We start from the raw sequence: 24,259 nt of genomic DNA on the forward strand, positions 1-24,259 counted from the left end.
GCAAATTACCGGTCGGCTGATGCTGGCGAGATTGACCCTGTGAGACCGACGCAATCATGCCTAGGTCCGCAGGAATACAATAAACCATGCCCCTTATCGAAACCCCCGACATCGACGATGTCGCCCTCGCCGTGCAGGAGGACCGCCCCCTGCGCCCCGGACGCTACCGTGTCTCGTTCGCCCTCGACAGCATCGACTTCAACTCGCTCATCCTGGACGATCCCGTTCCGCTCGGCCGCCAGATCCTGAAGAAGGCTGGCATCAAGGACATCGACGGCAATTCCCTCTTCCTCATCACTCCCGAAGGCGACTTCGAGGATGTCCGGGCGGACGAGGAAGTCGATCTGCGTGACCGTGGCGCTTACCGCTTCATCGCGTTCAGCACCGACCCCCTCTACCGCATCAAGCTCAATGAAGCCCGCATCGTATGGGGCCGCTCGTCGATCCCCGAAGCAGCGCTGCGTGCGCTCGCCGACATCGGTGACGACGAAGCCGTGTTCCTGGAGGTCCGCGGTGGGAAGGACAAGCTGATCGAACCGGCCACCGAGGCGGATCTCAATGGAGACGGCGTCGAGAAGTTCATCACGGCGCCCAACAAGGTCACCTATACCTTCTTCGTCAACGGCAAACCCTATGAGACCGACAAGAAAAAGCTGACCGGCGCCCAGATCAAGGCGATGGTTTCGGAATGGGATCCGCAGCATGACCTCTCGCTGGAGGGTGAAGGCGACGATCCGGATCGCATCATCCCTGATGACGAGTCCGTGAGCCTCGTCCCGAAGCACGGTGTCCGCCGCTTCTCGTCGGTCCCGAAGGCGAACTTCGGCTGATGTCCGGCATTCTTGCCATGCAGCTGGAGCAGCTGCGGGAGCGCTTCGGCGACGTTCAGACCCGGCAGTTGCCGAGCGGCACCACGCTCGTCACCGTGCCGGGGGTTCGCCTGCCGGAGGGGTGGTCGAAGACTTCGGCCACCATCCACTTCATCGTTCCGTCCGGCTATCCGTTCGCGCAACTCGACTGCTTCTGGGCGGATCCTGAGTTGCGCCTCGCTCACGGTGGCCCGCCGCAGAACTCGGCACCCACCCCGATCCCCGAGACCGTCGAGCCAGCACTGTGGTTTTCATGGCATCTGACGGGCCCCTGGAATCCCAACCGCGACACCCTGTCGACATGGATGAACGTGGTGATCGATCGCATGAGGCAAATCCAATGAGCCGCGTCCGCTTCCCTGCACCTCTCTATTCCGACTTGGCATCGACGCTGCTCGACGCCAGCGATCTGGAGAGCTGCGCCATCGGCTATGCCCATTACGATGCGCATAGTGATACATGGATCGTTGCCGATGCCAGCCCGGTGCCGGTGGATGCGTATGAGGACCGCACCTGCGTATCTGCGGTCCTCAAACCGTCCTTCCTCATCGAGGTGGCGCACCGTAGCCGGGTCACCGGTATGTCCGTCATCGGCATCCATACCCATCCCGACAGTCCGGGACATCCTCGTTTTTCGCCGATCGACGACGCGGGTGAAACCGAATTGGGTTCATATCTTGGCCGGCGCGCGGCTCCGATGCCGCATGTCGCGTTGGTGATCGGGCCGCACGGCTGCCGCGCTCGTCGTCTTGGAAGGGAAGAAGAGGTGGAAGTATGGGAGGTGGGACAAGTCCTCAAGCTTCTTTCGCCCATGCAAGGTGTGACCGACCAGGAACGCGATGATCGGCAGGTCCGGGCATTCGGGGCACCGGGGCAGCGGCTGCTGCGTCGTCTACGCTTCGGCGTGATCGGCGCTGGTGGAACGGGGTCTCTGGTGTGCCAGCAGCTTGCTCATCTCGGTGCGTCGTGGATAACGGTGATCGACCCTGACCTGGTAGAGGAGACCAACCTTAACCGACTTGTCGGATCGATCCCCGCTGATGTCAGGCAGCCGAAAGTCGAGGTTGCGGCTAGGATGATCCGAGCCATCAATCCCGAAGCAACGGTGCTTCCGCACCGGGCGGACATCGTCGATGAGGAGGTAGCGAATCTCATCGCGACATTCGACTTCGTGCTTCTATGCACCGATTCCCACGCGAGCCGGGCGGTCGTCAACCAAGCTGCCTACCAGTATCTTGTGCCCGTGATCGACATGGGGGTCAGCATCACCGTCGCGAATGAGGCCGTCAGCCACATCACTGGGCGGGTGCAGATGCTCGCCACGGGTCTTCCCTGCCTGACTTGCTCGGGTGCCCTCGATGGCGAGGCGATCCGGCGGGAGATGCTGACCCCCGAGCAGCGAGCAGCAGATCCCTATGTCCATGGTGAGCGCGAACCCCAGCCTGCCGTCCTGTCGATCAATTCGACCGTGAGCTCGCTTGCGATGACCATGTTGCTCGGGGCCGTCACGCCAGTTCCGGTCAAGCCGCGCTATCAAATATACGATGGTATTCGCGGACGAGTGAAGGAAATGGCCGTCCCGGTGCAATCCGACTGTGTGGTGTGCTCATCCATGGGCGCTTTGACCAAGGGCTCAACATGGAACCTCCCCGTGCGGCCTACCAACTTCCATAGGAGCGACAAATGACGGAACCCGCACGCATGGTCCGTATGCTTGAACCCGCAGAATACCGTGATCAGGCCGAGACATCACTAACCGCGCCCGGCGACGCCTCGATGGTCGTGCGTGTCAGGCCAAGATCCATCATCATGGCCTGCCCGGACGGATGCGGCGAAACGCTGGTCATCAACCTGGATAGTCGCGCTGACAAGGCCTGGCGCTTTGATATGCGCGGCGAAGGGCTCACGCTCTTCCCGTCAGTCTGGCGCGAAGGCGGATGCGAGAGCCACTTCATCGTGTGGCGCGGCCACATCCTTTGGTGCGATCGGTTCGAGCGAGGAAACCGCGAGCCAACCTATAATCCCGCCATCGAGGATGCGGTTCTCGGTGCAATGGATGAGGTCGAACTGCGCAGCGCCGTCGAGCTTGCCGACGCCATAGACGAACTCGTTTGGGACGTTAATCGTGTGGCTGGCCGTCTCGTCGGGCGCGGATTGGCCCGGTCGCAAAAGATCAACGGGGGGTGGATGTTTGTACGGGCGATGTGATTATGTAAAATAAGCGGCGAAATCTGCTCGGAGAGATTGTGTGCGGGCGGAGATACGGGGCCCGCGCACTTCGCCAGGAGTGACGTTACTTCGGATCATGCGAATGACCGCCTGATAGCGTGCAGAATCCAGCCTATTCCTCGACACGCGTGACCTCAGGGGCTATCGGCCTGTCTGGTGGACATAGCGGCTACGCTGACTCCCGGTGGCTATAATCCTACTGGCGAGGTCTTTTTCGCTCGCGGTTTGCGGCTCGGAACATTTGCAGGCTGGGCCGAACTGGCGGCAGCGTGCCGCAGGCGTTCCTGCCCGAGATCGAGCACGCGAAAGACAACTTGGATGACCTGTCCACGAACCCGGTAGCGGACGGTGAAGCCGTCAGGTTCATTGCCCGCGCGCGTGCGCACTTCCATACCCTCAAAGGCATGGTCCGATGGCGCTTCGTCTGTTGCGATGCTTTGCAGGACCTTAATCAGCCGCGTCGTATCGTTGAGCCAAGCATAGGTCAGGTGGACGTACAGCGGGCAATCGCCATAGCCCAGCATTTTGCGGAAATGCTTGACCAGTTCCTCTTTGGGCACGCTACCATCTGCGATCACTGCTTCCATGATCGCGAGTTCGGTATTGCCGTCGACTATTATCAGGTCGCGTTCGCCGTAATTGCCATTCGGCGTATAGCCGCCTTTGCATTGGTCGGGCGTCGAGAAACCGAGAAAGTGCAGCGCGCCGTTGAGCAACTGCTTGAGGATCGCAGTGATATCATCTTCATCGTCGCGAAGCGTACCGCGTTTCAGCAAGGGCGCGAGGTTAGAGACCCCCGCGAGCGCATTGTCGACATAGTCGATCACCAGCGCGGGGAGCGCTTCAGGCCCCTCGCGCAGGACCGCCGCCTTGTCACGCGACGGGGCGTTCCTAAAGCGCGCCATCGCATCTCGCAGATGCCGCATTTCCTCGGGAGCGGGCGTGAAGATCAACCTATCGGTCGCCCCCAGGCCGCCGGCCGACTGATCGCCGACCAAATGGGCGCGGGCCGCCACCAGCAACGCATTGTCGCCAAACAGCTCGAAGGCTCGGTCCAGTATGATATGCGCATCGTTGCCACGGTCGAGCCGGGCTTGGGCGATTGCCATATAAGCCATGCGTGGCGCACTTTCAGTATCGGCAGGCAAGCTCTGCAACCGCTCGAGCGCGCGCCTCGGATCGCCGATAGAGAGATCCAGCGGCGCCAAGTTGGAGGCGCAGATATCGCGGTCACGTGGAGTCACACCAACGGTCGTCGCCATCCAAGTCTCGATCTCGGCGATTAGCTGGCGCGCCGCTCTCTTTTCGCTGAGGACTAGGTTGGGAAAGCTGGCAGGCCCTAGTCTTGCCGACGCCTTCGCGGCAAAGAGATTGACTTGGTGACCAAGCTCCGCCGGGTTGTCCGTTGCCAAGCGCTCCAGCCGGGCGACCGCCGCATGCGGGTTGGCGTTGACATCTTGGAGCAAAGCTATCGCCTGGAAGCTCGTCAGGATGCGACCGCAGATCTTGCGCTCGATCTGCGGAAGACCAGCGGGGACCTTCGCCGCTGCGATCGCCTGCCAATCGCCTTTCTGAAATAGAAGGCGCATGTCATGGTTGAATTCGATACGGGGGCGCTCGGTTACCTTACCCATGGTCGTCGCGTCGCGCGTGTCCTTGATATGGCGTTCCGCGGCGGCGGTCAGACCGGCGTCGAGCAAGGCATCGATGCGGAGATTGATGGTGTCCAGCGAATAGATGGAGATTGCCCGATCGGTGCCGATCGCGTCGATGCGCGCCAAGATTCGGGCCCGGCAGTCGCGCGGCGCCGCGCTGTAGAGATTGGCGAGAACTGCCGGCTCGCGAAGCTCGAGGCAAGCGATCAGCAGCTTTTCCCGGCTGGGTTTGTCGAGTGCAAACAGCGCGTCGCCGAGCAAGCTCCCCATGGTTACCTCGGCCGCGCTCAACCAGGGCAGCCTCAGCCTTCGGCTAGCAAAGGCCCAAACCTTGCCGTTCGCCCAGTCGTCCTCGGATCCGGCGGAGACATGCGCAGCGAGTGCATCGACCAACTCGCTGTGCGTCTCTCCGGCCAAACCGCTGACCGCGGCCGCCAGATAACGGGTAGCAGCCTCAATTGAGCGAACGATCTTTTGCCGCTCTTCAAACTTTTCGTCGTCAAGCGCGGCTAGCGCGCTGCGCCAGTCGAACGGATAAAGGAATTTCATTAAGAACGGGACGCCGCAGCGCTTTGCTAAGCGGAACAGGGCCGCAGCTCGTTCGGACGAGACGCGGTCGGCCGATAATTGGCGATCGCCGGTCCGCACCGCGCAGATATACATGTCAGGAAGCGGGTTGGGGGCGATGGCATCCTCAAGCGTCGCGGCCGCAACCAGTTCGAGCCCGGCGACAAAGCTCGGGGCGTCGAGCGAGTCAGGGGCGGCGGCCCCCGCGAGGGCTTCAACAATGGGCACGGCTCTCGCCCCAAGCTGCTGTAGCGCACCAAGTACCATCGTCTCGGCCTCGATCAACGAACCCAGCCGCCGCGGCCGCCCAGTGGTGTCAAACGCGGCCTCCAGCAACGCGGCGGCCTCAGCTGGGACACCGCCCGTCGTTTCCTCTTCCAGGAAACGCTGGAGCAGGGCGAGGGATTGCTGAAGCGCAGCGAGCGCATATTCCCTTGCTTGCGGATCTTCAGCCGTAGACATCTGGCCGAGTGATCGAAGCGTGAGAAGCCAGCAGCCCAGCGCGCAGGTGGCGGGCTGTACAAGGAATTCGGCGACGAGCAGCGCATGGCGCAACGCTCGATGTATGAGCACGTACTTCAGGTCCGGACGCTCAAGCGCGATGCCAGTCAGGCGCACGAACTGGTCGTCCGGAGCTGCGGAGTAGCGCCGCCTCTCGATGTCGCCAGTGATCAGGTCGATCAAAAGACGCACCTCTTCGAATGTTTCGGCGCGCATTCGCGGGACTTCGCCCAGCAACGGATCACCAAGCCAGCGCGCCCGCCCGATCACGGTATCGGGAATAGCGGGTATAAGATCGAGCGAGCCGAGCCCCACCTGCCGCGCCATGCGCATCGACTGATCGGCAACGGCCTGCCGGATGTCGGGCCAACCGACCAACGCAGGTTCGGCCTCGAGCCGGTCCAAGACAAGGTGGACAAATGCCTGCGCCTCGTTGCCCTCCCAGGCCTCGGTTGGAGAGAACAGCGGTTGTCCAAGCAAATCCCAGCGATCGAGCCACCAACGCAAGGCATCGCCCATCGTGGGCCGCCGTTCCCAGAGCCGTGCGGCCACCCATTCCGGCGTCCTGCATTCGATGTCGAGAAAGCGAAGGTACTGAGTTGTGAGCCCGGCGATCGCGTCATCGACAGCCTTGACGCCGCGAGGAACAGCCGAAAAGTCATGGTCCACCGCAAATCGCTGGCTGATCAAAGCGGGCAACCCCGGCGAGACCGATGTCGCGTGGCTTGCCGCGACAGATATATTGATTGGGGTGACGACGCGCCCCAGCAGAATCTGGAACCAGCCATCTTGGCGAAGCACATCAAAGGTCGGGGCGTCGGCAACGCCGGCAATGGCTGCGGCGTACCGGGTGCGCGACGCCTCTTCGTCCGCTGCATAGTCCAGCACTATATGCTCAAGCAGCAGGAGCATTTCCGTGTCGCTCAGCGTGAGCTCGGCATTCAAGGCTACCGGGTTGGGCTCGGGTTCGAGCGGACGCAAGCGCGCGCGCAACGCCGACCTCGCATCGTACAAATTGGTTCTTGGATTGCGCATGTCTTTCATCGCGAACGATATAGAGAATGAGAAGTCATTGCGACACTCGCTCGCACACGCCCTTTTGCAAACGCGAATCGGCGCCCATTAATGTAGCGCTCGAACAGAATTTTGACGCTTGAATCCCGTGAGCAAACCTGAAGGACAACACGGCCCTGATCGAGAGGGCGCAAATTGCCCGATGAGCGGAAGCCGTACAGCAACTTTGCGCGATGTATATACGGCCGCTCGCGGCCTCAGCGGTTATCCTGTGCTTCACACGGAACGCGACCCTAGTTTGGTCGGAAGACGCCTGTGGCATGTCAAATTCAGCACCAAGGTCGGCGCGCACCGTCCCAACGCCGGGCCAGCCCCTCATCGATGAGTTGTTGACCTAAAGAACGACCGTCTCTCATCAATACCCGCAGCTGCCGCCCGTACCGGTCCTGCGCCCGACCGTTCACGACCACCTCAAATGGGCCCGTGTTCATCAGTTCGGCCAAACGCTCAGTGGCCCGCTCGCCCAATCTGGCTTCCTCTTCACAACGGGGCGGATGCGTCTCGGGCGCGTCGATGTCGGCAATGCGAACTTTGACGCCAGTGATCCAAGCCGTGTCACCATCCACGACACAGTTCACCCCGCCACCGGTGCGGCAGATGGAAAAATTACCCGACGAGAATGCCACTTCGGGTTCGCCCGACTGGAGCGCCGGAAGAGGGGGGGCTGCGCTTGATGCCATTTGCGCCGTCCTATCGGGCACGACCGCCAACCCTGCCTGATCGACCGGCCGTTCGACGGCCTTGGGGCGGATGATGTCGGTGTAGCTGAAAGTCACGGCGAATACCGCGACGAAAACCAGAGATACCGCCACCAGCAGGATCCTTTCGACCGGCCCGATCCGTCCAGCTTCAGACCGCCTCCCTTCCGACCGTCGTCCGCGACGCCGGCCGCCTCCACGGCGCCCCACCCCAATCAACCGCCAAAGATGCGCGCGAACCATCCACGCGGCAATTCGCCCGTCGATGCCGTCGGCGCGGGCATACCGGTTTCATTCGAAACCGATAATGGCTGCGGAACATGTGTACGAGCCCTTTCGGCCCGTCGTTCCCTAGCTGCGACCGCCGCCTTTAGCGCGGTGAGATTCTGATCGAGCTGGTCCATCAGCGGCGAATCGACGGCGAGGCTTGTTGCGTCGAACGTCGCATCCGAATCTCGATGCGCCGCCGACGCTGATCGTCACCTCGTGCCGAACCGTCAGCCACCCGATCGACTGGCACGATCATCTGCGCACCCGAAAGCGGTAGGATCGCCACGTTTCGCAGGCGCGGATCAGACCGCAGCACATGGACTACTGCCACGGCACGCGCCATGGCTAGACCCGCGTTGTCGGTGGAACGCAGCCCGGAGATCGGAGAGCGTCCGACAGAGGCAGCGATGAGGGAGGAATCCAGATTGCTGTTCCCGGACATCGGCACCTCATCGGTATGGCCGATCACCTCGACCACATCGACATCGTAGTCGACCACGCTCTTAGCTAACATGGGAATGACCTCCCCTCGCAGGTTCCGGTCAAACTCCGGACGTAGTGTTGCCTTGCCGCTGTCGAAGAAGTAGCCACCCGCCTCGCTCAGGCTGAAAAACGGCGGCCACTGCCCCTTTCGACCCTTAGATGAAGCGGCGACGATCTCCTTCACGAACTTCTCGGAATCTTTCACCCCGCTGGCGGCGGCAGCCTCGCGCACCTGTCGCCCAACTTCCGCATCGGCCATCAGGTTCTCGGCTCCGTCCTTGGCACCAGCTGCCTCAATCTGACGGCGGGCTTCGATCGCACGCGTCAGTTCCTTGAAGTATTCTTCAGAATTCTTCGCCTGGGGGTATGCGCGTTGGAGCTCTTCCACGAGCCGGGACGCTCCGCCGCTATCCAGCGCTTGAATACGCTCGTCGCGATTTTGGAGCGCTGCGGCCAATGCCATGAGCAGGACAAAGAGCAGAAGGATCATGATCTCGGCCATGGTGAGGCCCAAGACCAGTCCGCGGCGATAGGACTTATCCTGCCTTAGATCGAGCTGCGGATCGCTCACGCTTCAGTGGCCTGAACACGGTTGACCAGCGAACCCGTCATCTCGACGAGTGCGGTGTGGACCTTGCCGACGTTCTCACGGGAGCGACCCAAATCCTGCTCCAGCGCGGCGTTGTGCCGGTCGAGCATCGCAGCGCTTTCCTCGGCGCGCCGCGAGAGATCCTCGACGAAATTCTCCTGCGCGCGGGCGATGGTGGCGAACTGCTCCTCCATCGCCTCGGCCGCCTTCGCGAATGCCTCGGCGGTCCGCTTGGCGGTGTTCGCCGGTACCCCTTTGACCTCCTCAAGGCGCATGTTGACGTTGGTGTCGAAGCGGGTCGCCGTCTCGTCGAAACTTTTCACCTGCGCGGCCATGTCCGCGACAGCCTGTCGGAGATCACCTCCGGCCTGGACCAATGACGTCTGGGTGCCAGCCAGTTCCTCTGTGCGAGCAGACAGTTCGCCCAGATTCTTCTGCGTGCTTTCCGCCACACCTTCCAAGGTGATCAAGCTCGCCCCGATGGCCTTGGTCGAACGCTCGATTCCGGACATCGCCTCGGAGTGTTTCTCAATTCCAGTGATGACCTTATCGGTGGCCGTTGAAAGACGCCGTGACCGTGCCACCGCCTCGTTCGCCTGCTGCGTGACGGTCGCCGTCGCCGCCGTGGACATGGTCGACAGCGCATCCGTGGCCGACGTTGCAACGGACCTGATCGCTTCGCTTGCCGTCGCAGCGGTTTCGCTCATCGACTTGGCGGCATCCCCCTGCACGGCACCAAGCGCTTCAACCACCTGGCCACGCAGTTCCTCCAGCGCCTGCCGGGTTTCCCGACCGTAGTCGCTCATGCTGACCGTGATTGCCTGGAGCTCGGACTTCAGCCGGCCCGCCGCGTCGGCAAGCTCGATGCGCGCAGTGTCTTCGGTCTGCACCAGATCAACCCGAGTCTGATTGAAGAAGACGCGAAGCACCAGACCCATGATCGTCGTGGCGAGCGCGATCCCGAACCCTTGCACGACGGTGGTGGCCGTCGTGGCGGGGTCGAAAAAGAAGATGGCATAGGCCAGGCTGATCAGCGTGTAGATCAGTCCAAGATAGTAGCAGTTGTCGCCAGCCTGATCGGCACGCAGCTTCCCGGTACCCGACGCTTGCACGATGTAGGCGTACGCGACCATAGCCGCTGCCGCGAACGCTGCCACTGGAATAGCGGCTAACCCGATCGACTTGGCAACGAGAATCGCGGCACCGCCGCCGAAGGCGAACAGCAGGAAGCCCCACCTATCGATCCAGCTCCGATCCTCGAGTACATCCCGCTGAAATTCTGCCCCCTCGTTCATCGTCACCCACTCACATTGTAGATACGTCGCACATCGCCACCCTCGGCTCCTATGATGCGCTCCCAAAGATCGGCCAGCGAACGCGGCTGCGTCGTGGCAGCGTCCGACCGCTCCAGCATCCAGAGTTCCACCTCGACGCCGCGGAGATCGGTCCGTATGCGTCTGAAAACGGCACCATCGGTAAAGGACTTGGGTTCAGGAAGCCCACGATAGAAGGTCACGTCGGCCGTGTTCTGAAGAAGGTCGGATGCCACGATCAAACGCTTCGGCAGCGTCTCCTGCCCCGGCTTCTGGAGTTCGGTCAGCGCCACCGACTGGATGCTCTCCAGGATCGGTGATTGGTTTGCACCTGTCGCGCCGCCGAGACGCGTGAAGGCTGCGGTCAGAGGGACGTCGAAGCCCTCGTCCCATTGTTTCTGGACCGACGCAGGATCACCGGTCGCCGAACTGACGTCATCCGCCGTCCCCGGATTACATCGCGTAATCACCGGAGCGAGTAACCTGTCCGCTGTCGCATCGACCTTCGCGACGACCAGCTTGCCGTAGCGGGGTATCGAGTTCTTCAGCTTTGTGAGCTGATTCTCGAAATCCTGACGCTGCGCCATGTTCATGGGATCGGTGACATCAACCAACAGCACGGTGATGCTGTCCGGCGTCGTAGGACAGAGCTGATCGTCAAGCGTCCGACGTGATGACGCCGCCCAGAAATAGATTCCACCAACCAAAAGCACGACGGCCACGACCAACGCAATCTTCATGGACGCCTTGCGGTTTTCGGACGAAGCCCGCTGCGCGGCGGCGGAGCCACGACGGTCGCGCGAACGACCGCGATTGCGATCCCTAGCCATCTGCTATCCTTCTCTTCAGTTCGTCCAGCGGCTCGAAGCTATCAATCGCATCGTCAAAGGCACTTGAGATCTGGGACACGGTTGCCTCAAGGTCCTGCTCGGCGGCGTCGATCGCAGAACGAGGGATGTCCTCTCCCGGGGCGATCGGCAGCGGCTCGTGCGACAACTTCCAGGGTTGGTTGAAGCGAGACGGAGCCACAGTCGAGCGGGCGGCCCGGTTCGCGGCCCGATATTCTTGCAGCAGCGCGTTCGCGGTGGATTCGAGCTGTTCAGCGTATTCCTCATAGCGGCGGCGGAACGCGTCGCGCGCCGACATGATCTGTTGGCGCTGGGTCAACTGTCGACTTAGCTCCATACGGATATCTGTCGCCTCCCCTATGGCGTCGTCACGAATGTCCAGCAGTTCATCGGTCGCCGCCTTCACGTCTGCGACATAATCCTCGCAGCGCTTGGCATGACGGCGCCAGACGGGGCCATAGCCAGGATATGGATCATCCATTTTGTAGGCGGCGATCGCGGCCCCGAACGCGAATATAAGCCCAGCCAGAAGGAGACCGTAGGAATAGATGCTCTCCAGCCCGGAACCGAGCATGCCGAGCGCCGCTGCCTCCGGATTGGCCACACCGAGCGACTTCGCATCACGATAGTGACCCGCCATCAGGTTCCAACCGACGGTCAGGACGAGCCAGGCGGCACTGCCGATCCAACCCAGCATCCGCACGCCAGCCTCGCGATGGTTTATCTTCGGCCAGACCTGTCGTCCTACGAAGGCGGCGAAGCCCACGTTAATCGCGCCGACTACGGCGGCCGCGATCACGCCGCCCAGCCACCCCATGCTGTCGCCAAGCCGGAGGAACATGGAGTTGGCGATCGTCTCTAGCAGCCAGAAGACCATCATCGAGCCGACGGTCGCGCTAGTCGGGGGCACGTCATGGGCAGGACGCCGTAACCTGTTATCCTTGCGGAAATCACGCAATTCCTCGTAGCTGTCCCGAATCGCATCCCGGCTCGGGGTCAGCTTCCCACGTCGATTTACGACTTCGGTCTTGAACTCGCCCACCGCGATGCTCGCTTGGGTCCTGATCGAACTGAGGTTGGCGATTAGCGCTAGCCCGCTCAGGCGGGAATCGTACGTACGGATACTGTTGGCGGCATCGATCTGAGCCCGCTTAAAATGATCGCGGATTCTCGCCTCGACTTCAGCCTCGACAACATCGGGCGCCTGCATCGACGTGTCGGGAAGTTCGAGCGCTCCTTGTTCTTTACCACGCTCGCGTAGGCGTAGTTCGCTTGACAGTACGTCCCTATCCAACTGAATGAACGGGTCATCCATCGGCGCGCGCAACTGCTCACCCCGATCGAAAAATCCACGCATTTTAGACCATGCCCCCATGACTTGACCACTAGCCGGGGAAACGACGGGATTCCAAGCGACATTTGTCGGGCTCATGTAATTTTGATAGTTGAATGGTCGGCAGGCAGGGTTTCGTATTGACGCGATCTCGCCTCGTCTCTCAGATGATTGAGTTGATCCTTTCCTTACACCGACTAGGCTCTGCTTGCTTGAATCCAGTTAAAATGCTCTTCTTGAATTTCGAGATCAGCAGCTTCCAGCAGGAGCTGCCGTTGACGGCTTACCGGGTGAAGGGCATTTTTTGGTCGACAGCCGCCACAAACCGAACGGTCGGCAATCTGGGTAGCTAAAATTCGCGCCTGAACGTCTCATGGGTCGTGATTAAGGGCCAAAATTCATGCCGAAGCTTGGATCACCAGCCGAGCACGGATGGCATCTGCTGGATGACTAATGCAGCGTCATGGCTTCGGTAAGAATGGATCCTGCGGATCCAGTTCTGCCGCCACATAAGCACAAGCTCGCAACTGTTCTGCTGCGCGCGACGAGCCATCGAGTTCGATAGCGGAGACCAGTGCGCCCTGCGGAGTCAGCACCGCCATGAAGCCGGACCTGGCAAAATCGGCCAGGAAATCTTTGTAAGTGGGGGATGCGCTGAGAATACGCTGTGCATCCACCTCATGGACCTCGAAGGGCATCACATGTTTGCTGGTAAAAGGCCGTCCAGGTTCTCTGCCAAAGACAAGCACCAGCGACTTCACCTCGCCCGCCCGTAGCGATGTGGCGTGCTTGTTGGTGATCATGACGCTGGTGCCGATGCGCGGCTTATACCCAATGGTGACATATTCGCCGGAAGCCGTTGGAAATCCCAGGTCGCACATCTCCTCGTCGGGATAGGCGAAAACGCGCCAGCCCTCATCACCTGACCAATATGGCGTAAGGTTTGAATCTACTCGTGCGGTGCTGTCCTGCATAGCAGCGAGCAGAGCAACCGCGGCGATCATTGCAAATGATGGCATAGTCGTCAGATCCAATTTAATATGAGAGCGCCGACCGCTCAGCAGATGCTCTCGCAAGGCACTCCATCGCCATCACCATCCAACCGACCAACCCCGCACTCGTTGAGATAATGATAGGCTTCCTCGCAGCTGTTCATTTGGCGGCATAAATGCTTGCTTCCACAGCTTGGTCCCTCATTGCGCGACCCTAGTTCTTCCAAGGCCCTGCTTGAGACTAAAGCTGCCTGCTCGGGTGCGGGCTCGGGCGGTGCCTCGACAGGCGTATCCGAAGAGTTGCCTTGAGAAGCAACAGCATCGGATGACATCAACGCTACGGGGGCGGGGTCAGTGACGGGCTTAGGGCCTTCTGCGGAACATCGGCCGAGCGCAAACAGAAAGGCACCAATGGCGATGAAACCGATCAGGTTGTCATTTTTCTTTCCCCGCATGGATCTGCCCTATGCCACGCAATCCTTTATACGCCGTATCGCTTGTTGCCACTGCGCGTGATGCAATAACGTCCTCCTCTTGGACCGACGCAGACTTTGCCGCCGTTACATGGGCATTCGCCATCATCTGTCGTGCCGCGGCCAAATAAAGGCGTGGACGCGCCGCTGCGGGTCCGGTGCCGGGCCTTGCGACTGCGGCGCTTGGCTTCGCCATCGCTTTCAAGTCCAGTGATTGCTAGCGCAAAAATGCCAGCCAAAAACGCGCGTCGATGCATCTCGTCCCCCTCCCCATAGCAAGATCAATCGACAGCAAAGTTGACAATAAGTCAAACAGGCTTGGATCGAAGATGCAGGTCTTTCATCTTGGGAAAGAGATTGCTGCCTTGTACGGCTTTCATGCAGCAGTGGCGCCGCCCGGTAACATGATGGTGGCTATACGAAGTCAGGCAGCATGCCGGCCCGCGATCAGATCATCGAGCCGATGAGCCACCGCCTGCCATAGGGCAACGCCACCATCCTCGCCATGATGTGCCAATCTCGCGATCCGGCCGGCGACTTCGGATGGCGCTTTATCGCTATGCTGCCGCAGCATCATAAGGGCCATGCCCCAAAGCTCTTCGTCTCGCGTCATGCGGGTTCGATTTTCTGCACGGCGAGCAAATCGAAGCCATCGCGGACGCCGACAACCCTCACGCGTGTGCCGAAAAGATGTTCGTGGCGCTTGGTGATGTCTAACCGCCATTCGCCACCGCCTGGCATACGCAGGATGGGGTAGAATCCGTTTTCGAGCAGGATCCCAGTCAGATCATGTTCGCTTCCCCGTGGCATCGAGCGTGATCATAATCCTGTTCGGCGCCGGAGGTCCATATCACTATGACCATTCCCTGTGCTCAACTGCCATAAGCAACCGGACTAGGGCTGGCATTTGGCTGGGCTGCATTGTAGTTCGCTTTGGAATGAGGTGCGGGCAATGAGACTGTGAAGGGTGTCTTCGAGATCAGCGGGGCGTCGCGCTATGACGATCTCATTGCTGAGCGTTATCACTTCCCACGCATTTACCTGCGGGCCGCGCAAGCCTGTATCGGCGACTGGATCATTTACCGCGAGACGGGATCAGGTGGTGGTCGCAAAGCCTATGTCGCAGCAGGTCATGTCGACCGAATTGACGCCGACCCGGCCGCACCTGGCCTCTATTATGCGCGGATCAGCCAGTTCGTGTCGCATAATAAGGTGCCGTCCGAGCTCAGCCGCCTCTTCCCGCCTTCCGGCATGCCTATTCACTTGCCTACCAATCCTAAATTCCGGCCCCGGCCTGAATATGTCGCGCGGCACCGGGCCCGCTTCATGGGTGACCTGCACTGACCTCTTACGCCCGCACGATCGCAGCTTATGATGCGGCAGCGGCAGATCTGGCTGCGCGATATGAGGCGTTGCCTGGCGGCGCTGCCTTTGTGCAGGCCCATGGCCTGTTGCCCAAAAAGGGATTGGCGCTCGATGTAGGGGCCGGATCTGGACGAGATGCTGCCTGGCTGAAGGCGCAGGGATATGATGTCGTCGCTGTAGAGCCTGCTGACGGATTTCGCCTGGAGGGCCGCGCGCGTCATAGCCCAGACATTCGTTGGCTCGACGACCAGCTGCCCAGTCTGGACCAGGTGCATCGGCTCGGCTTGGCGTTCGATCTGATCGTGCTGTCAGCCGTTTGGCAGCATGTCGTGCCAACAGACCGGGCGCGCGCCTTTCGAAAATTGGTTACCCTGCTCCGTGCGGGTGGCGTTATGGTCCTCACTTTACGGTCCGGGCCGGCGCCTGAAGACCGGCCGATGTTCTCTACCTCGAGTGGCGAGATCGAAGGCCTGGCACGAACCTATGGCATGGAGATCCTCAAGGTCCATGCGTCTCACGATCTACAAGGACGCGAAGGCGTCAGCTGGACCACTGTCTGTCTGCGTCTGCCTGATGATGGCACCAGTGCGCTGCCTCTGATCCGCGGCATTGTGCTGGGCGACGAAAAGTCATCAACCTACAAGCTCGGCCTATTGCGGGCAGTGGCCCGGATCGCAGAGCAGACGCCAGCGGCCGCCACGCCGTCGCGGGAACTGGATGATGCTGTCGACCTTCCTCTCGGCCTCGTGGCACTGACCTGGGTTCGCCTCTATTTGCCTCTGATTCGCCTGGGCATGCCCCAGGCTCCGCGCAACAGCGGTCCTGACGGGTTGAGCTTTGCCAAAGCGGGGTTCCGGGCGCTTCTCGCTGATGGCACGGATGCTTCCGACCTGCGTGTGGGCTCGGTCTTTGACGCAGAGCGCGGCGGTGCGATCGCGGCAGCGATTACCGAGACAGCGCGCACCATCACTGCAATGCCCGCCCATTTTACGCGCTTTCCCAATTCAGAGCAGCCTGTCTTCGCTGTGCAGCGTGGGCGATACGGGCGCCAGCAGGGTCTGGAACTTGGTGTTGATCAACTGCGATCATGGGGAACCCTCACCGTCCCTGGCAATATGTGGCGTGCGCTTTCTCGCTTCGGCCCATGGATCGAGCCGATGCTCGTGACGGAATGGGCAAGGCTCATTCGCCGATATGCTGATCATATCGGGTTCGCGGTCCCAGCCGGCAGTGCCGAGGCTGCACTCGAATGGCGCGAACCCGTGCGCAGCACGACAACCGCTCGGTTTGCGGCGCAGAAGCTCGTGGCTGGAGGGCCGGGGCTATCCTGTGTCTGGACCGCCCGGAGACTGAGCGAAGCCAAATTGGATGTGGATCACTGCCTGCCTTGGTCGGCATGGCCATGTGGCGATCTTTGGAATCTTGCGCCCTGCGATTCTCGGATAAACCGCCACGAAAAGCGCGATCGGTTACCCTCTGCTGCCATGTTCGCGGAGAGCCGCGAGCGGATTATCACATGGTGGCATGATGCCTACCTCGACGATGCGGCCCTGCGCCACCGATTCCTGCGCGAAGCAGCAGCCGCACTGCCTGTCCTCCAAGGGGAGGATCTGGGCGACATTTTCACTGCCTTTGATTGGCGGCGCCTGAGGCTCTTGCAGGAACAGCGCGTGCCGGAATGGCATTGGTCGGCCTGATTGCTGCCTCAATGCCTTTGGCGAATTGACCAGAAGAGACCTGACATGTTGCTGAGGAGTACATCCTCATGCTTTAGGAGATGGTCGGCCCCGCTCTACCGCGCCCGAATTGCCAACTGATCCCATCCGTACGCATGATGCCCGAAGCGGCTTTGCCGATGTTTCGTTCGAGCACGTCGCGCCACGGCACCAACGTGAAGTCCCGTGATCGCTCAACAACAGCGAAACTCCCACTTTCCAGATCAATGCGCCGGGCGATCTTTCCCTCGATCCGCTCGCCGATCTGGGCCGGTTCAAACCGTTTCCCGATATCGTCGCCGAGCCGCTCGCCGGTGTGCTGCAATTCACGCTGGCGCAGCGCGTCCAGCGCACCGTCCCGATATCGGAACCCGGACTGCTCGCCGTCCGCCAATTGCTGCTCGATCAGCCACTGCCGCCGCGCCGCGAGCGCGGTCCGTACCTCCCGCCCATATCCCACATCGCGCACGGTGCCATGACCACCCTCGGCAAGCTCCCGATCGAGCCAGGTCGGCGATTCCTTGCCTGTCAGTTCGTCGACCGGGGACCGCGACAGGAACTCCAGCGTGACTGGCCGGTCGCGCTGCTGGGCTCTCGCATAAGCATCGGCGCGAGCAAGATGGTCATCGGTGATCGTCCAGCTTCCATCCGCCAGGCGCTGGGGCCCAGTGCCCGCGCGCCGCATCGCCTCGAGCCGCCGGACATGACTGGTTGCAAACGCCTCGGTGGCGCCCGGATCGTGGGCCAAGTGCAGGTCGATCGAGTAGCGCCCACCATTGGCGCGAGCGACCGCATCGACGGTGCGATCAGCCTGGGTCGCCTCGATCCGCGACGGCGCGACCCGTACCGTCGATCCTTCGGGAACCGATGGCGTGGCATCCCCTCGGCCGATATCGACATAATGGACCCGGCCATCGACTCCGTCGACCATGAGGTAATGTCGATCGCGATGCTCATCGGAAAAGCCACGCTGAATCACCCGGCCGACGATCGGTTCTCGAAGGTCATTTGCCACGACCTGCTCGACGCCGGCACGGTCAAGCCTGCGGGCGGTCAGTTCACGCTGCATGAGGCGGATGATGTCGCCGCGCTCACCCATTTGGCGAAGCGTGTCCTCCAGCCCGTCGGCGAGCCTGTAGCGTCCGCCACCAACATCGTCGGCCAGGCCCATCGCCTTGAGCTTGCGCAGCCGTCCGGCCGCGACCGACTGCTGGAAGGAATCGTTGTCTGCCGGTGACACCGTTCGGTCGGCGTCCATGCGGCGGACCAGCCGGCGGTCGATCGCGGTCAGCCGTTCCTGGTCGACATCATGGCGCAGGCGCGCCTCGATCTCATGGTCGGTACGAGGGCCGAGGTCGAGCGTCACAAGCTCGGACGCGCGCTCTCTAAGCCCGTGCGAAATATACTCCCGCGCGATGACCAGATTGTCGCCCTGATCATCGACCCCGCGCAGCACGATGTGGGTATGCGGACGTTCGGTGTTGAAGTGGTCGACCGCGACCCAATCGAGCTTCGTGCCGAGGTCCTGCTCGACCTGGGTCATCAGTCGCCGGACATAGGGCTTGAGATCGGGATATTCCGCGCCGTCTTCGGCGGAGACGATGAAGCGAAACTGATGGCGGTCGCCGGCGGTCCGCTTCAGGAAATCGCCGCCATCTGCACGGTCGGTTTCCGGGCCGTAAAGTTCGCCCGGCAAGCCCTCGCGCGTCACCCCGTCGCGCTGAATGTAGCGCATGTGCGCGCGGGCGGCCTGGCCGCCCTTGCCAGCCAAGCGGATCAGGCTCGCCTTCACCACGGCACGGCGCCCGCGAAAGCCCGCGAGCCGGTCGCGGCTCGACAGCAATCGCCCCATGCTCGCGCCGCGCCCTATCCGACTGCCGTCGAACCGCCGCGAGCGTTGTCCGCCTTTCGCTCCAGTCTTGATGCCCGCAAGACGCGAGGCGGCAAGGATGCGCCCGCCATATTTGACGACCTTCTTGCCATCTTTACCGCGCTGGCTGCCGAGCCTGGGGGTGAAATCATCGTCAGGCATTACAACATACCCCAGTCTCGCGATTTCGGGGAGAAGATGGCTGATTTTCGCCATTCTTGCCCTGACTGTCTCGCGGTCGCGATTGCTTGTCTCGTGAAAAAAGGATGTGCAGACAAAGGCTTGGCAGGGCTCGCGAGACACTGCCTTTATCTTGTTTCCCCTTTCTTCTCCCTCTGCTTCCATCCCGGCTCAAAAAAAGGGGAGAGACGAACGCCTTGCGCCGTCGCCTCTCTCCGCAAATTTCCGGTGCGTCAGTGCGCATCGGACATCGCCTTGCGCGCCTGCATTTTCGACCCGTACTGGCGACATCCAGTCATCCCATGGGCCTGCGCATCGCCATCCACGAGCATGGTGGCGCAGAACCATTCCCCATTCAGCTGCCCGCAGATCGCTATCCGGTCGAGTTCAAAATCCTCGTCGTCGGCGCTCTGATAGGCGCCGATCCAGCGCTCCAGGGCCCTTGCATCCCAGTGAAAATCGACCTCCTCGGCATCCAGGAAACGGCGCACCAAGGCCTCCCCGACACCGCGTCCAAACTCCAATTCCAGTCCGGCAACCAGCGTGTCCGATATACGATTTGACGCCGTTCCGATGCCCTGAACCATGCCCATGCTGATCTCCAATGCTACCGTCCTCACTATCGAGAACGGCGTCTGGGAGACGGGTGGCGGAGGGGCTGTCAGGGCCGCGGAGCGGAGCGTAGCGCCGCGAAGCGGACGTGGGGGGAACCGATTTTCGCAGAAAATTGGGGGGCACCCACGGGCCTTGATAGCCGCTTCGCCACCCGTCATGCTGGGTCTGTCGAGACGAGCTTCCTTCCTCTCGGTTGAGCGCATCATCACCTCATTTCTCCTGCGACAAGGCAATAAAAAGCGGCGATGAAGGCGGGGCCGCCTGCCCATCCAATTGGGCCGCGCCACCATCCTTGCGCACGACAAAGATCGACAGTGGCGGCCTTGGCCGGGCGGCGATACCGGTCGAAATCGGCGCCGAATACGCAACGCTCGCTATGTAGCCGACAGTCTCTGTTGGTAGCGGTCGGCGCCCAGTGAGGTGCTCGACATAGCGTCCAGGGCCCGCATTATAGGCTGCGAAAAGCCCGGGATAGCCGAAGCGATCATACATCAACCGCAGGTAGCAAGTCCCTGCCAGGATATTGTCGCGGGGATCATCTGGATCATCCCCAAGCCCGAGACGTGCGCGCATCTCGATCCATGTGCCAGGCATCAGTTGCATAAGCCCCATGGCACCGGCCGACGAGCGGATCGGGCGCCCGGCGAGATGTGTCCGGCCTCTACTCTCGGCTTGCATGACCCGCTCGATCCACGCGAGGGGTACGCCGAATCGGCTCGATGCCTCACTGATGAATGGCCGCCATTGGGCAACGGTCTGGGCGGTTGCCGGCTCTGCAAAGAACAGTCCTCCAATCGCCAACATCAGCCTCAGCGTGCCCACAACTGTTGCGCCTTGCCGAGCACCAGGCCTCCCTCTGTGACGCCAAAATAGCGACCGTCGAAAGATGCCGACGCATCCATCAAAAGGAAAAGCTGCCGCCCGCGCAGGCGGATGCAGCCCGACCAGCGCGGCATGATGCGCCCCGCGCCGTCGCGCGTGCTGCGCGTCGCGATCCGTCGCCGATTGAGGAAGATTTCGCTCCCAAATGCGCAGACCTCATCGCCGGCGACAGCCACCACACGCTTCACCAGAGGCACGTTCATCGGCAGATAACGGCGCTGTGCAGCTATCTGCCGGACGCCCCGGGGAAGCCGCGCGATCACCATGTCGCCAGGGTCAATCTCGGCACCGGGCCGGACCCAATAGAGGCCGATCGGTGCACTGGCGCTGACATTCCAGACCAGGCGCGGCGTAGGCGGCAGCGCTACCGATGCCAGCATGATGAGCGCACCGATGCCTGTGGCAGCGATACCGCGACCGAGCCGCCCTCGCCGTACAGATTGTGCCCGCAAGGCCTCGCCCCAGGCAAGAAGCGGTGCCTCGCCCACGCTGGTTCGACGCCGGTTCATCGTTCAAATTCCCGGCCGGCATGGTCACTCGACCAGTTCTCCAGGTCGTCGATATGATATTGGACGAAGCGGCTATGACGACGAAATACCGGCCCCTTTCCCGCGCGCCGAAGCCGCTTCAACGTGCGGGCCGATATCTTCAGATAGGCCGCGGCCTGGTCGGTATTGAGGAAGGGAGAGCCCCGCTTGGCGCGGTTGGCTCGCTGGATTTCATCGTCGTCCATGTGCCCGTCATCCCGATACGAGGCGGCCGCAGAAGCGCGGGCCGCGACACCAGGCATGCAAGGGCCGACACCCGGTGAAGAGTGTCGGAAACGAGGATGTGAAATTCGACACCCCAGCCGGATAGGCCCCGCGCCAATTGACGCGGGGCCGCCGGATCAGCGGGACCAGATGAGCTTGTGCTCGCCTTCGTCTCCTTGGGTCAGGGTTGCATAGATCGGCGCTGGGAAGGACGGATCGTCGAGCTTGAGGCTCAGATATTCGGCCCCGGTCTCGCGTGCGGCCTTGGTCCAACCCGCCCCGAACTCGACGCCGCCGGCATTCACGCGATGGTCGGGCGCCTTGTCATTCTCACGCTCGACGGGCCGGATGGTGGCCTTGACGCGCAGGGTCAGGGTACGGATTTCGCCTGTGTAGATGCCGTTCTCGCCGCGGATGAAGCTGCCGATTTGTGCCATATTAACCTCCATTCAATGGTTCGATGCCGCCCCATGCGGCCTCGATGCGGTTGTCAGGCTGCAAGTCTTTCGACGTGCATCTTTAGGCCGGAGCGAAGCGGAGGATGGCCCGAGCCAAGCTTCTTGTCTCGCGAGGAAGGCGCGGGCACCGCGCCGGGGAAGAAACTTGGCGAAGCCGTTGCACGGCAAAGGAAGGCTTGCGGCAGACCGCGATCAATCGGAGCCGCTGGGGCAACATCACCAGCAGAAACTGGGGTGTAGGCGGACGATTCGGTACAGTCATAGTGATGGTGAGAACGTCGCATCGCAGCAAATTCGAATACCCCGCCTGCTTGATTGGCCGCTCTGCTGACATGAGCTAGACGGCTCAACAAAGGGGGTGGCAATGACAGTATTGGATCAGGTTCGCGGGTTAATTGAACGGCTGTCGCCCGACCCGATTTGCGACGACTGCATCAGCGAGCGACTTGGCCTTTCGGTCCGACAGCATGCGAACCACAAGACGCGCGAGCTCGCCGGCACAGGAGGGTTTGAGCGGCAAAAAGACGCTTGTTCACTCTGCGGCGGTATCAAGATCGTCATCCGGAAACGCTGATCGCTGCGTTTCGATGCTCGACTGAACCGCGCCGACGCCCGGAACGGCGGCGGCGCGCGCCCGGATTTTCAGGCAAGGAAGCGAGCGGGTTTCCCCGCTCGCACGCCTCGTAGCCGTCGTACGAGGGCTTCCTCACTGCCCGCATCCACTTCGCAGGCAGTCCCGCGTTTAGGTTTCTCTCAGCCGGATTGGGCGGCACGACGTAACAAGGTTTCAGCCCAGAGAATGGACCCCGCGCGGCGCGACCAATTGGCCCATTCCGAGAGAAACAACTCGCTTTTGAAACCCGTGTCGCGCTCAATGAAAAGGCCATAGGGCAGGCGGATGGCGGAAAGCTCCGACAAGCTGAAATAACCCATCTCCGGGCAACCAAAGCCAAGGTCGGCAAGACCGAACAGGGCGTCGCCATCCTCTGCCAGTTCAGTCGCGAGCCAAGTCGCGGCCCCAATTGGATTGAACAGCTTGATGACGGGCGGTGAATCGAACCGGTCGCCCTTGGCTTCGCAGGCCCGACGCGAAACGTCGTTTGCACGCAGTGCAAAGCGCAGTTCGTGGGGAAGATCGATCATGCGGCCAGTCTCCCTTCTTCACGCGCCGCCAGTGCTTCGCGATGCCGGGCGAGCAGCCAGTCCGCCGCCTTGCTCGCAGCGCTGGCGGCACGAAAGATCGCCCGATTGTCCTCGCGCAGAACGGCCAGCCAAACGCCGATATAGTCGGCATGGCGAATGGTCGGCTGGATACCGAGCGCGGCGCACAGGAAGGCCGATCCCATTTCCGCGATCAGCTCCTCACGGGCATAGTCCTTGCTGCCAAACTCGTTGCGCAAATCACGCCCCAGCCGCTTGGCATGGCCGGTCGCATGGGTCAGTTCATGGAGGCAGGTCCGGTAATAATTGACCTGCTCGAAGAAGGCGGGCTGCGGCGGCACCTGCACGAAGTCTGGGTCCGGCGCATAAAAAGCCATGCCGCCGCCGATGCGAAACTCAACGCCCGATGCCGCGATCACTTCCTCGGCAACCGGCACGATCTCGCGCTCGGGTAGCGGAGTGGGGTCATCAACAAGCCCCGCCCGGAGACCCTCGCACTGCGCGACATTGAAGACCGTGAAGCGCTTGAGGAATGGCACCGCCCGGGGATCGTCCCCCTCTCGCGAGGCGCGTTCCTTCTCGGCCTCGGGCGTAAAGCGGTCGGCATAGACGACCGTCTGCCCGCGTTCGCCCTTGCGAACACAACCGCCTGCCTCGAACGCCTGACGAAATGTGAGCCAGCTTTGCGAGGGCCAGCCATGCTCGATCACCGCGCCCCAAAGGATCAGCACGTTGACGCCAGAATAGGGCCGCGCCGTCAGCGCATTGCGCGGTAGGCAGGGGTTGGTTGCGCCATCCTTCCCCCAAGGCTGGACCCAAGGGAGGCGCCCCGCCTCCAACTCGGTGATGATGCGGGCGGTCACCTCGTCGTAGAGGCTGGTCCGACTGCCTTCCTGACGATCTTCGCGAGCCCCCTTTTCACGGGCGCGACGGCTGAGAGGTTCACACATGGTCTGTCTCCTGCGCCACCCCAAAAAAGCACAAGGCCTCCCCGCAAAGGCGGGGGTGGGCGGCACGAGCGACCAAGAGGCCCGGCTCCAGCGGCCGGGGGCACCGTCAGGGCGAAACGCAAGTGGAGCACCTCAAGCGAAGCGCCGGGGTTGCCCCAGGTCGCGACGGGCCTAGCCGGGAGCGCCGCCTACACCCGCCGAAACGGGAGAGGCCACGAACAACACCGCCGCGCCAAGCGCGGCGACCATGGCTAAGCGTCAGTGATCGTGACCGTCAGGCCGAGACCCAAGGGGGCTCGGCGGCGAATGGAGTGAGCCGTAGAGCGCGGTCGCGGCGATTCCGCGAGGCGCCGCTTAGCTGATGTCGTGGGGAGATGCTGACTGCGGCGATTGATCAAAAGCCCGAAGGGCAGAACT

General features: G+C 61.8%; 25 protein-coding genes. 7 read left to right on the forward strand and 18 right to left on the reverse strand.

Annotated elements, in window-relative coordinates; all coding sequences use genetic code 11:
* Positions 1–86: 86 nt before the first annotated feature.
* The 4 genes from EWH10_RS18470 to EWH10_RS18485 are packed head-to-tail and all read left to right on the forward strand — an operon-like array spanning position 87 to position 3,077.
* Entirely contained in the window at positions 87–830 is a 744-nt protein-coding gene (locus tag EWH10_RS18470) for a multiubiquitin domain-containing protein (RefSeq protein ID WP_065846874.1), read from the forward strand.
* Complete coding sequence (locus EWH10_RS18475; RefSeq protein ID WP_065846872.1) at positions 830–1,213, forward strand: E2/UBC family protein; 384 nt, start codon at positions 830–832, stop codon at positions 1,211–1,213. Before EWH10_RS18470 ends, EWH10_RS18475 begins: the two co-directional genes overlap by 1 nt.
* Positions 1,210–2,556: a HesA/MoeB/ThiF family protein gene (locus tag EWH10_RS18480; RefSeq protein ID WP_065846870.1), complete on the forward strand. Its 1,347-nt coding sequence runs from the start codon at positions 1,210–1,212 to the stop codon at positions 2,554–2,556. The genes EWH10_RS18475 and EWH10_RS18480 overlap by 4 nt, the downstream gene beginning before the upstream one ends.
* A complete protein-coding gene (locus tag EWH10_RS18485; RefSeq protein ID WP_130030160.1) occupies positions 2,553–3,077 on the forward strand; it encodes a ubiquitination-like system serine protease family protein in 525 nt (174 codons plus the stop codon). Before EWH10_RS18480 ends, EWH10_RS18485 begins: the two co-directional genes overlap by 4 nt.
* 209 nt (positions 3,078–3,286) lie before the next feature.
* On the opposite strand, the gene EWH10_RS18490 is transcribed toward EWH10_RS18485, so the two are convergent.
* The 10 genes from EWH10_RS18490 to EWH10_RS18535 all read right to left on the reverse strand — a co-directional run bounded on the left by EWH10_RS18490 (position 3,287) and on the right by EWH10_RS18535 (position 14,704).
* On the reverse strand, positions 3,287–6,865 hold the full coding sequence (locus EWH10_RS18490; protein ID WP_065846866.1) for a hypothetical protein: 3,579 nt from the start codon (positions 6,863–6,865) through the stop codon (positions 3,287–3,289).
* 299 nt (positions 6,866–7,164) lie between these two features.
* Positions 7,165–7,707 carry a thermonuclease family protein gene (locus EWH10_RS18495; protein ID WP_229742729.1) on the reverse strand — a complete coding sequence of 181 codons (543 nt, stop codon included), beginning with the start codon at positions 7,705–7,707 and terminating at the stop codon, positions 7,165–7,167.
* 289 nt (positions 7,708–7,996) lie between these two features.
* Complete coding sequence (locus tag EWH10_RS18500; protein ID WP_065846864.1) at positions 7,997–8,917, reverse strand: OmpA family protein; 921 nt, start codon at positions 8,915–8,917, stop codon at positions 7,997–7,999.
* On the reverse strand, positions 8,914–10,230 hold the full coding sequence (locus EWH10_RS18505; RefSeq protein WP_065846862.1) for a hypothetical protein: 1,317 nt from the start codon (positions 10,228–10,230) through the stop codon (positions 8,914–8,916). Before EWH10_RS18505 ends, EWH10_RS18500 begins: the two co-directional genes overlap by 4 nt.
* 2 nt (positions 10,231–10,232) lie before the next feature.
* A complete protein-coding gene (locus tag EWH10_RS18510; protein WP_065846860.1) occupies positions 10,233–11,078 on the reverse strand; it encodes a hypothetical protein in 846 nt (281 codons plus the stop codon).
* Positions 11,071–12,453, reverse strand: a complete 1,383-nt coding sequence (locus tag EWH10_RS18515; protein WP_065846858.1) for a hypothetical protein — start codon at positions 12,451–12,453, stop codon at positions 11,071–11,073. Before EWH10_RS18515 ends, EWH10_RS18510 begins: the two co-directional genes overlap by 8 nt.
* Before the next feature lie 437 nt (positions 12,454–12,890).
* On the reverse strand, positions 12,891–13,505 hold the full coding sequence (locus EWH10_RS18520) for a hypothetical protein (protein WP_139111467.1): 615 nt from the start codon (positions 13,503–13,505) through the stop codon (positions 12,891–12,893).
* A complete protein-coding gene (locus tag EWH10_RS22265) occupies positions 13,487–13,876 on the reverse strand; it encodes an excalibur calcium-binding domain-containing protein (protein WP_083199142.1) in 390 nt (129 codons plus the stop codon). The genes EWH10_RS18520 and EWH10_RS22265 overlap by 19 nt, the downstream gene beginning before the upstream one ends.
* A 442-nt stretch (positions 13,877–14,318) precedes the next feature.
* The gene (locus EWH10_RS22270) at positions 14,319–14,507 is read right to left on the reverse strand and encodes a DUF6961 family protein (protein WP_065846855.1); all 189 of its coding nucleotides are present in this window, start codon (positions 14,505–14,507) and stop codon (positions 14,319–14,321) included.
* Positions 14,504–14,704, reverse strand: a complete 201-nt coding sequence (locus EWH10_RS18535; protein ID WP_065846852.1) for a DUF5818 domain-containing protein — start codon at positions 14,702–14,704, stop codon at positions 14,504–14,506. The genes EWH10_RS22270 and EWH10_RS18535 overlap by 4 nt, the downstream gene beginning before the upstream one ends.
* A gap of 150 nt (positions 14,705–14,854) precedes the next feature.
* On the opposite strand from EWH10_RS18535, the gene EWH10_RS18540 reads away from it, so the two are divergent.
* Together EWH10_RS18540 and EWH10_RS22055 are read left to right on the forward strand one after the other, a co-directional pair.
* On the forward strand, positions 14,855–15,238 hold the full coding sequence (locus EWH10_RS18540; protein WP_065846850.1) for a hypothetical protein: 384 nt from the start codon (positions 14,855–14,857) through the stop codon (positions 15,236–15,238).
* 68 nt (positions 15,239–15,306) lie between these two features.
* The gene (locus EWH10_RS22055) at positions 15,307–16,956 is read left to right on the forward strand and encodes a class I SAM-dependent methyltransferase (RefSeq protein ID WP_139111466.1); all 1,650 of its coding nucleotides are present in this window, start codon (positions 15,307–15,309) and stop codon (positions 16,954–16,956) included.
* 73 nt (positions 16,957–17,029) lie between these two features.
* On the opposite strand, the gene rlxS is transcribed toward EWH10_RS22055, so the two are convergent.
* The 6 genes from rlxS to EWH10_RS18575 all read right to left on the reverse strand — a co-directional run bounded on the left by rlxS (position 17,030) and on the right by EWH10_RS18575 (position 21,710).
* Positions 17,030–19,060, reverse strand: coding sequence for a relaxase/mobilization nuclease RlxS (gene rlxS, locus EWH10_RS18550; RefSeq protein WP_170825625.1), 2,031 nt, complete (start codon positions 19,058–19,060; stop codon positions 17,030–17,032).
* A 197-nt stretch (positions 19,061–19,257) separates the two neighbouring features.
* Positions 19,258–19,629, reverse strand: coding sequence for a hypothetical protein (locus EWH10_RS18555; RefSeq protein WP_242495901.1), 372 nt, complete (start codon positions 19,627–19,629; stop codon positions 19,258–19,260).
* A 220-nt stretch (positions 19,630–19,849) separates the two neighbouring features.
* Complete coding sequence (locus EWH10_RS18560; RefSeq protein WP_065846846.1) at positions 19,850–20,461, reverse strand: lytic transglycosylase domain-containing protein; 612 nt, start codon at positions 20,459–20,461, stop codon at positions 19,850–19,852.
* A complete protein-coding gene (locus tag EWH10_RS18565) occupies positions 20,449–21,030 on the reverse strand; it encodes a S26 family signal peptidase (RefSeq protein ID WP_065846844.1) in 582 nt (193 codons plus the stop codon). Before EWH10_RS18565 ends, EWH10_RS18560 begins: the two co-directional genes overlap by 13 nt.
* On the reverse strand, positions 21,027–21,311 hold the full coding sequence (locus EWH10_RS18570; RefSeq protein ID WP_422917701.1) for a helix-turn-helix domain-containing protein: 285 nt from the start codon (positions 21,309–21,311) through the stop codon (positions 21,027–21,029). Before EWH10_RS18570 ends, EWH10_RS18565 begins: the two co-directional genes overlap by 4 nt.
* Positions 21,312–21,410: 99 nt before the next feature.
* Positions 21,411–21,710, reverse strand: a complete 300-nt coding sequence (locus tag EWH10_RS18575; RefSeq protein ID WP_065846840.1) for a DUF736 domain-containing protein — start codon at positions 21,708–21,710, stop codon at positions 21,411–21,413.
* A 385-nt stretch (positions 21,711–22,095) separates the two neighbouring features.
* Between EWH10_RS18575 and EWH10_RS18580 the strand changes: the two genes are divergently transcribed.
* Positions 22,096–22,305: a hypothetical protein gene (locus EWH10_RS18580; protein WP_065846838.1), complete on the forward strand. Its 210-nt coding sequence runs from the start codon at positions 22,096–22,098 to the stop codon at positions 22,303–22,305.
* Between the two features lie 179 nt (positions 22,306–22,484).
* On the opposite strand, the gene EWH10_RS18585 is transcribed toward EWH10_RS18580, so the two are convergent.
* Positions 22,485–22,874 (reverse strand): DUF2958 domain-containing protein, encoded by a 390-nt coding sequence (locus EWH10_RS18585; RefSeq protein WP_065846837.1) that lies wholly within the window; start codon positions 22,872–22,874, stop codon positions 22,485–22,487.
* A complete protein-coding gene (locus EWH10_RS18590; protein ID WP_130030162.1) occupies positions 22,871–23,842 on the reverse strand; it encodes an ArdC family protein in 972 nt (323 codons plus the stop codon). The genes EWH10_RS18585 and EWH10_RS18590 overlap by 4 nt, the downstream gene beginning before the upstream one ends.
* Between the last annotated feature and the right edge of the window lie 417 nt (positions 23,843–24,259).

Source organism: Sphingobium fuliginis (assembly GCF_004152845.1).
In the GTDB taxonomy this organism is placed as follows: domain Bacteria; phylum Pseudomonadota; class Alphaproteobacteria; order Sphingomonadales; family Sphingomonadaceae; genus Sphingobium; species Sphingobium fuliginis.

What these genes read in the sequence shown, in the direction of transcription:
- EWH10_RS18470 (WP_065846874.1), top strand. Translation starts at nt 87, where the DNA reads ATGCCCCTTATCGAAACCCCCGACATCGACGATGTCGCCCTCGCCGTG.
- EWH10_RS18475 (WP_065846872.1), top strand. Translation starts at nt 830, where the DNA reads ATGTCCGGCATTCTTGCCATGCAGCTGGAGCAGCTGCGGGAGCGCTTC.
- EWH10_RS18480 (WP_065846870.1), top strand. Translation starts at nt 1,210, where the DNA reads ATGAGCCGCGTCCGCTTCCCTGCACCTCTCTATTCCGACTTGGCATCG.
- EWH10_RS18485 (WP_130030160.1), top strand. Translation starts at nt 2,553, where the DNA reads ATGACGGAACCCGCACGCATGGTCCGTATGCTTGAACCCGCAGAATAC.
- EWH10_RS18490 (WP_065846866.1), bottom strand. Translation starts at nt 6,865, where the DNA reads ATGAAAGACATGCGCAATCCAAGAACCAATTTGTACGATGCGAGGTCG.
- EWH10_RS18505 (WP_065846862.1), bottom strand. Translation starts at nt 10,230, where the DNA reads ATGAACGAGGGGGCAGAATTTCAGCGGGATGTACTCGAGGATCGGAGC.
- EWH10_RS18510 (WP_065846860.1), bottom strand. Translation starts at nt 11,078, where the DNA reads ATGGCTAGGGATCGCAATCGCGGTCGTTCGCGCGACCGTCGTGGCTCC.
- EWH10_RS18515 (WP_065846858.1), bottom strand. Translation starts at nt 12,453, where the DNA reads ATGCGTGGATTTTTCGATCGGGGTGAGCAGTTGCGCGCGCCGATGGAT.
- EWH10_RS22265 (WP_083199142.1), bottom strand. Translation starts at nt 13,876, where the DNA reads ATGCGGGGAAAGAAAAATGACAACCTGATCGGTTTCATCGCCATTGGT.
- EWH10_RS22270 (WP_065846855.1), bottom strand. Translation starts at nt 14,507, where the DNA reads ATGACGCGAGACGAAGAGCTTTGGGGCATGGCCCTTATGATGCTGCGG.
- EWH10_RS18535 (WP_065846852.1), bottom strand. Translation starts at nt 14,704, where the DNA reads ATGCCACGGGGAAGCGAACATGATCTGACTGGGATCCTGCTCGAAAAC.
- rlxS (WP_170825625.1), bottom strand. Translation starts at nt 19,060, where the DNA reads ATGGCGAAAATCAGCCATCTTCTCCCCGAAATCGCGAGACTGGGGTAT.
- EWH10_RS18565 (WP_065846844.1), bottom strand. Translation starts at nt 21,030, where the DNA reads ATGAACCGGCGTCGAACCAGCGTGGGCGAGGCACCGCTTCTTGCCTGG.
- EWH10_RS18570 (WP_422917701.1), bottom strand. Translation starts at nt 21,311, where the DNA reads ATGCCTGGTGTCGCGGCCCGCGCTTCTGCGGCCGCCTCGTATCGGGAT.
- EWH10_RS18575 (WP_065846840.1), bottom strand. Translation starts at nt 21,710, where the DNA reads ATGGCACAAATCGGCAGCTTCATCCGCGGCGAGAACGGCATCTACACA.
- EWH10_RS18580 (WP_065846838.1), top strand. Translation starts at nt 22,096, where the DNA reads ATGACAGTATTGGATCAGGTTCGCGGGTTAATTGAACGGCTGTCGCCC.
- EWH10_RS18585 (WP_065846837.1), bottom strand. Translation starts at nt 22,874, where the DNA reads ATGATCGATCTTCCCCACGAACTGCGCTTTGCACTGCGTGCAAACGAC.
- EWH10_RS18590 (WP_130030162.1), bottom strand. Translation starts at nt 23,842, where the DNA reads ATGTGTGAACCTCTCAGCCGTCGCGCCCGTGAAAAGGGGGCTCGCGAA.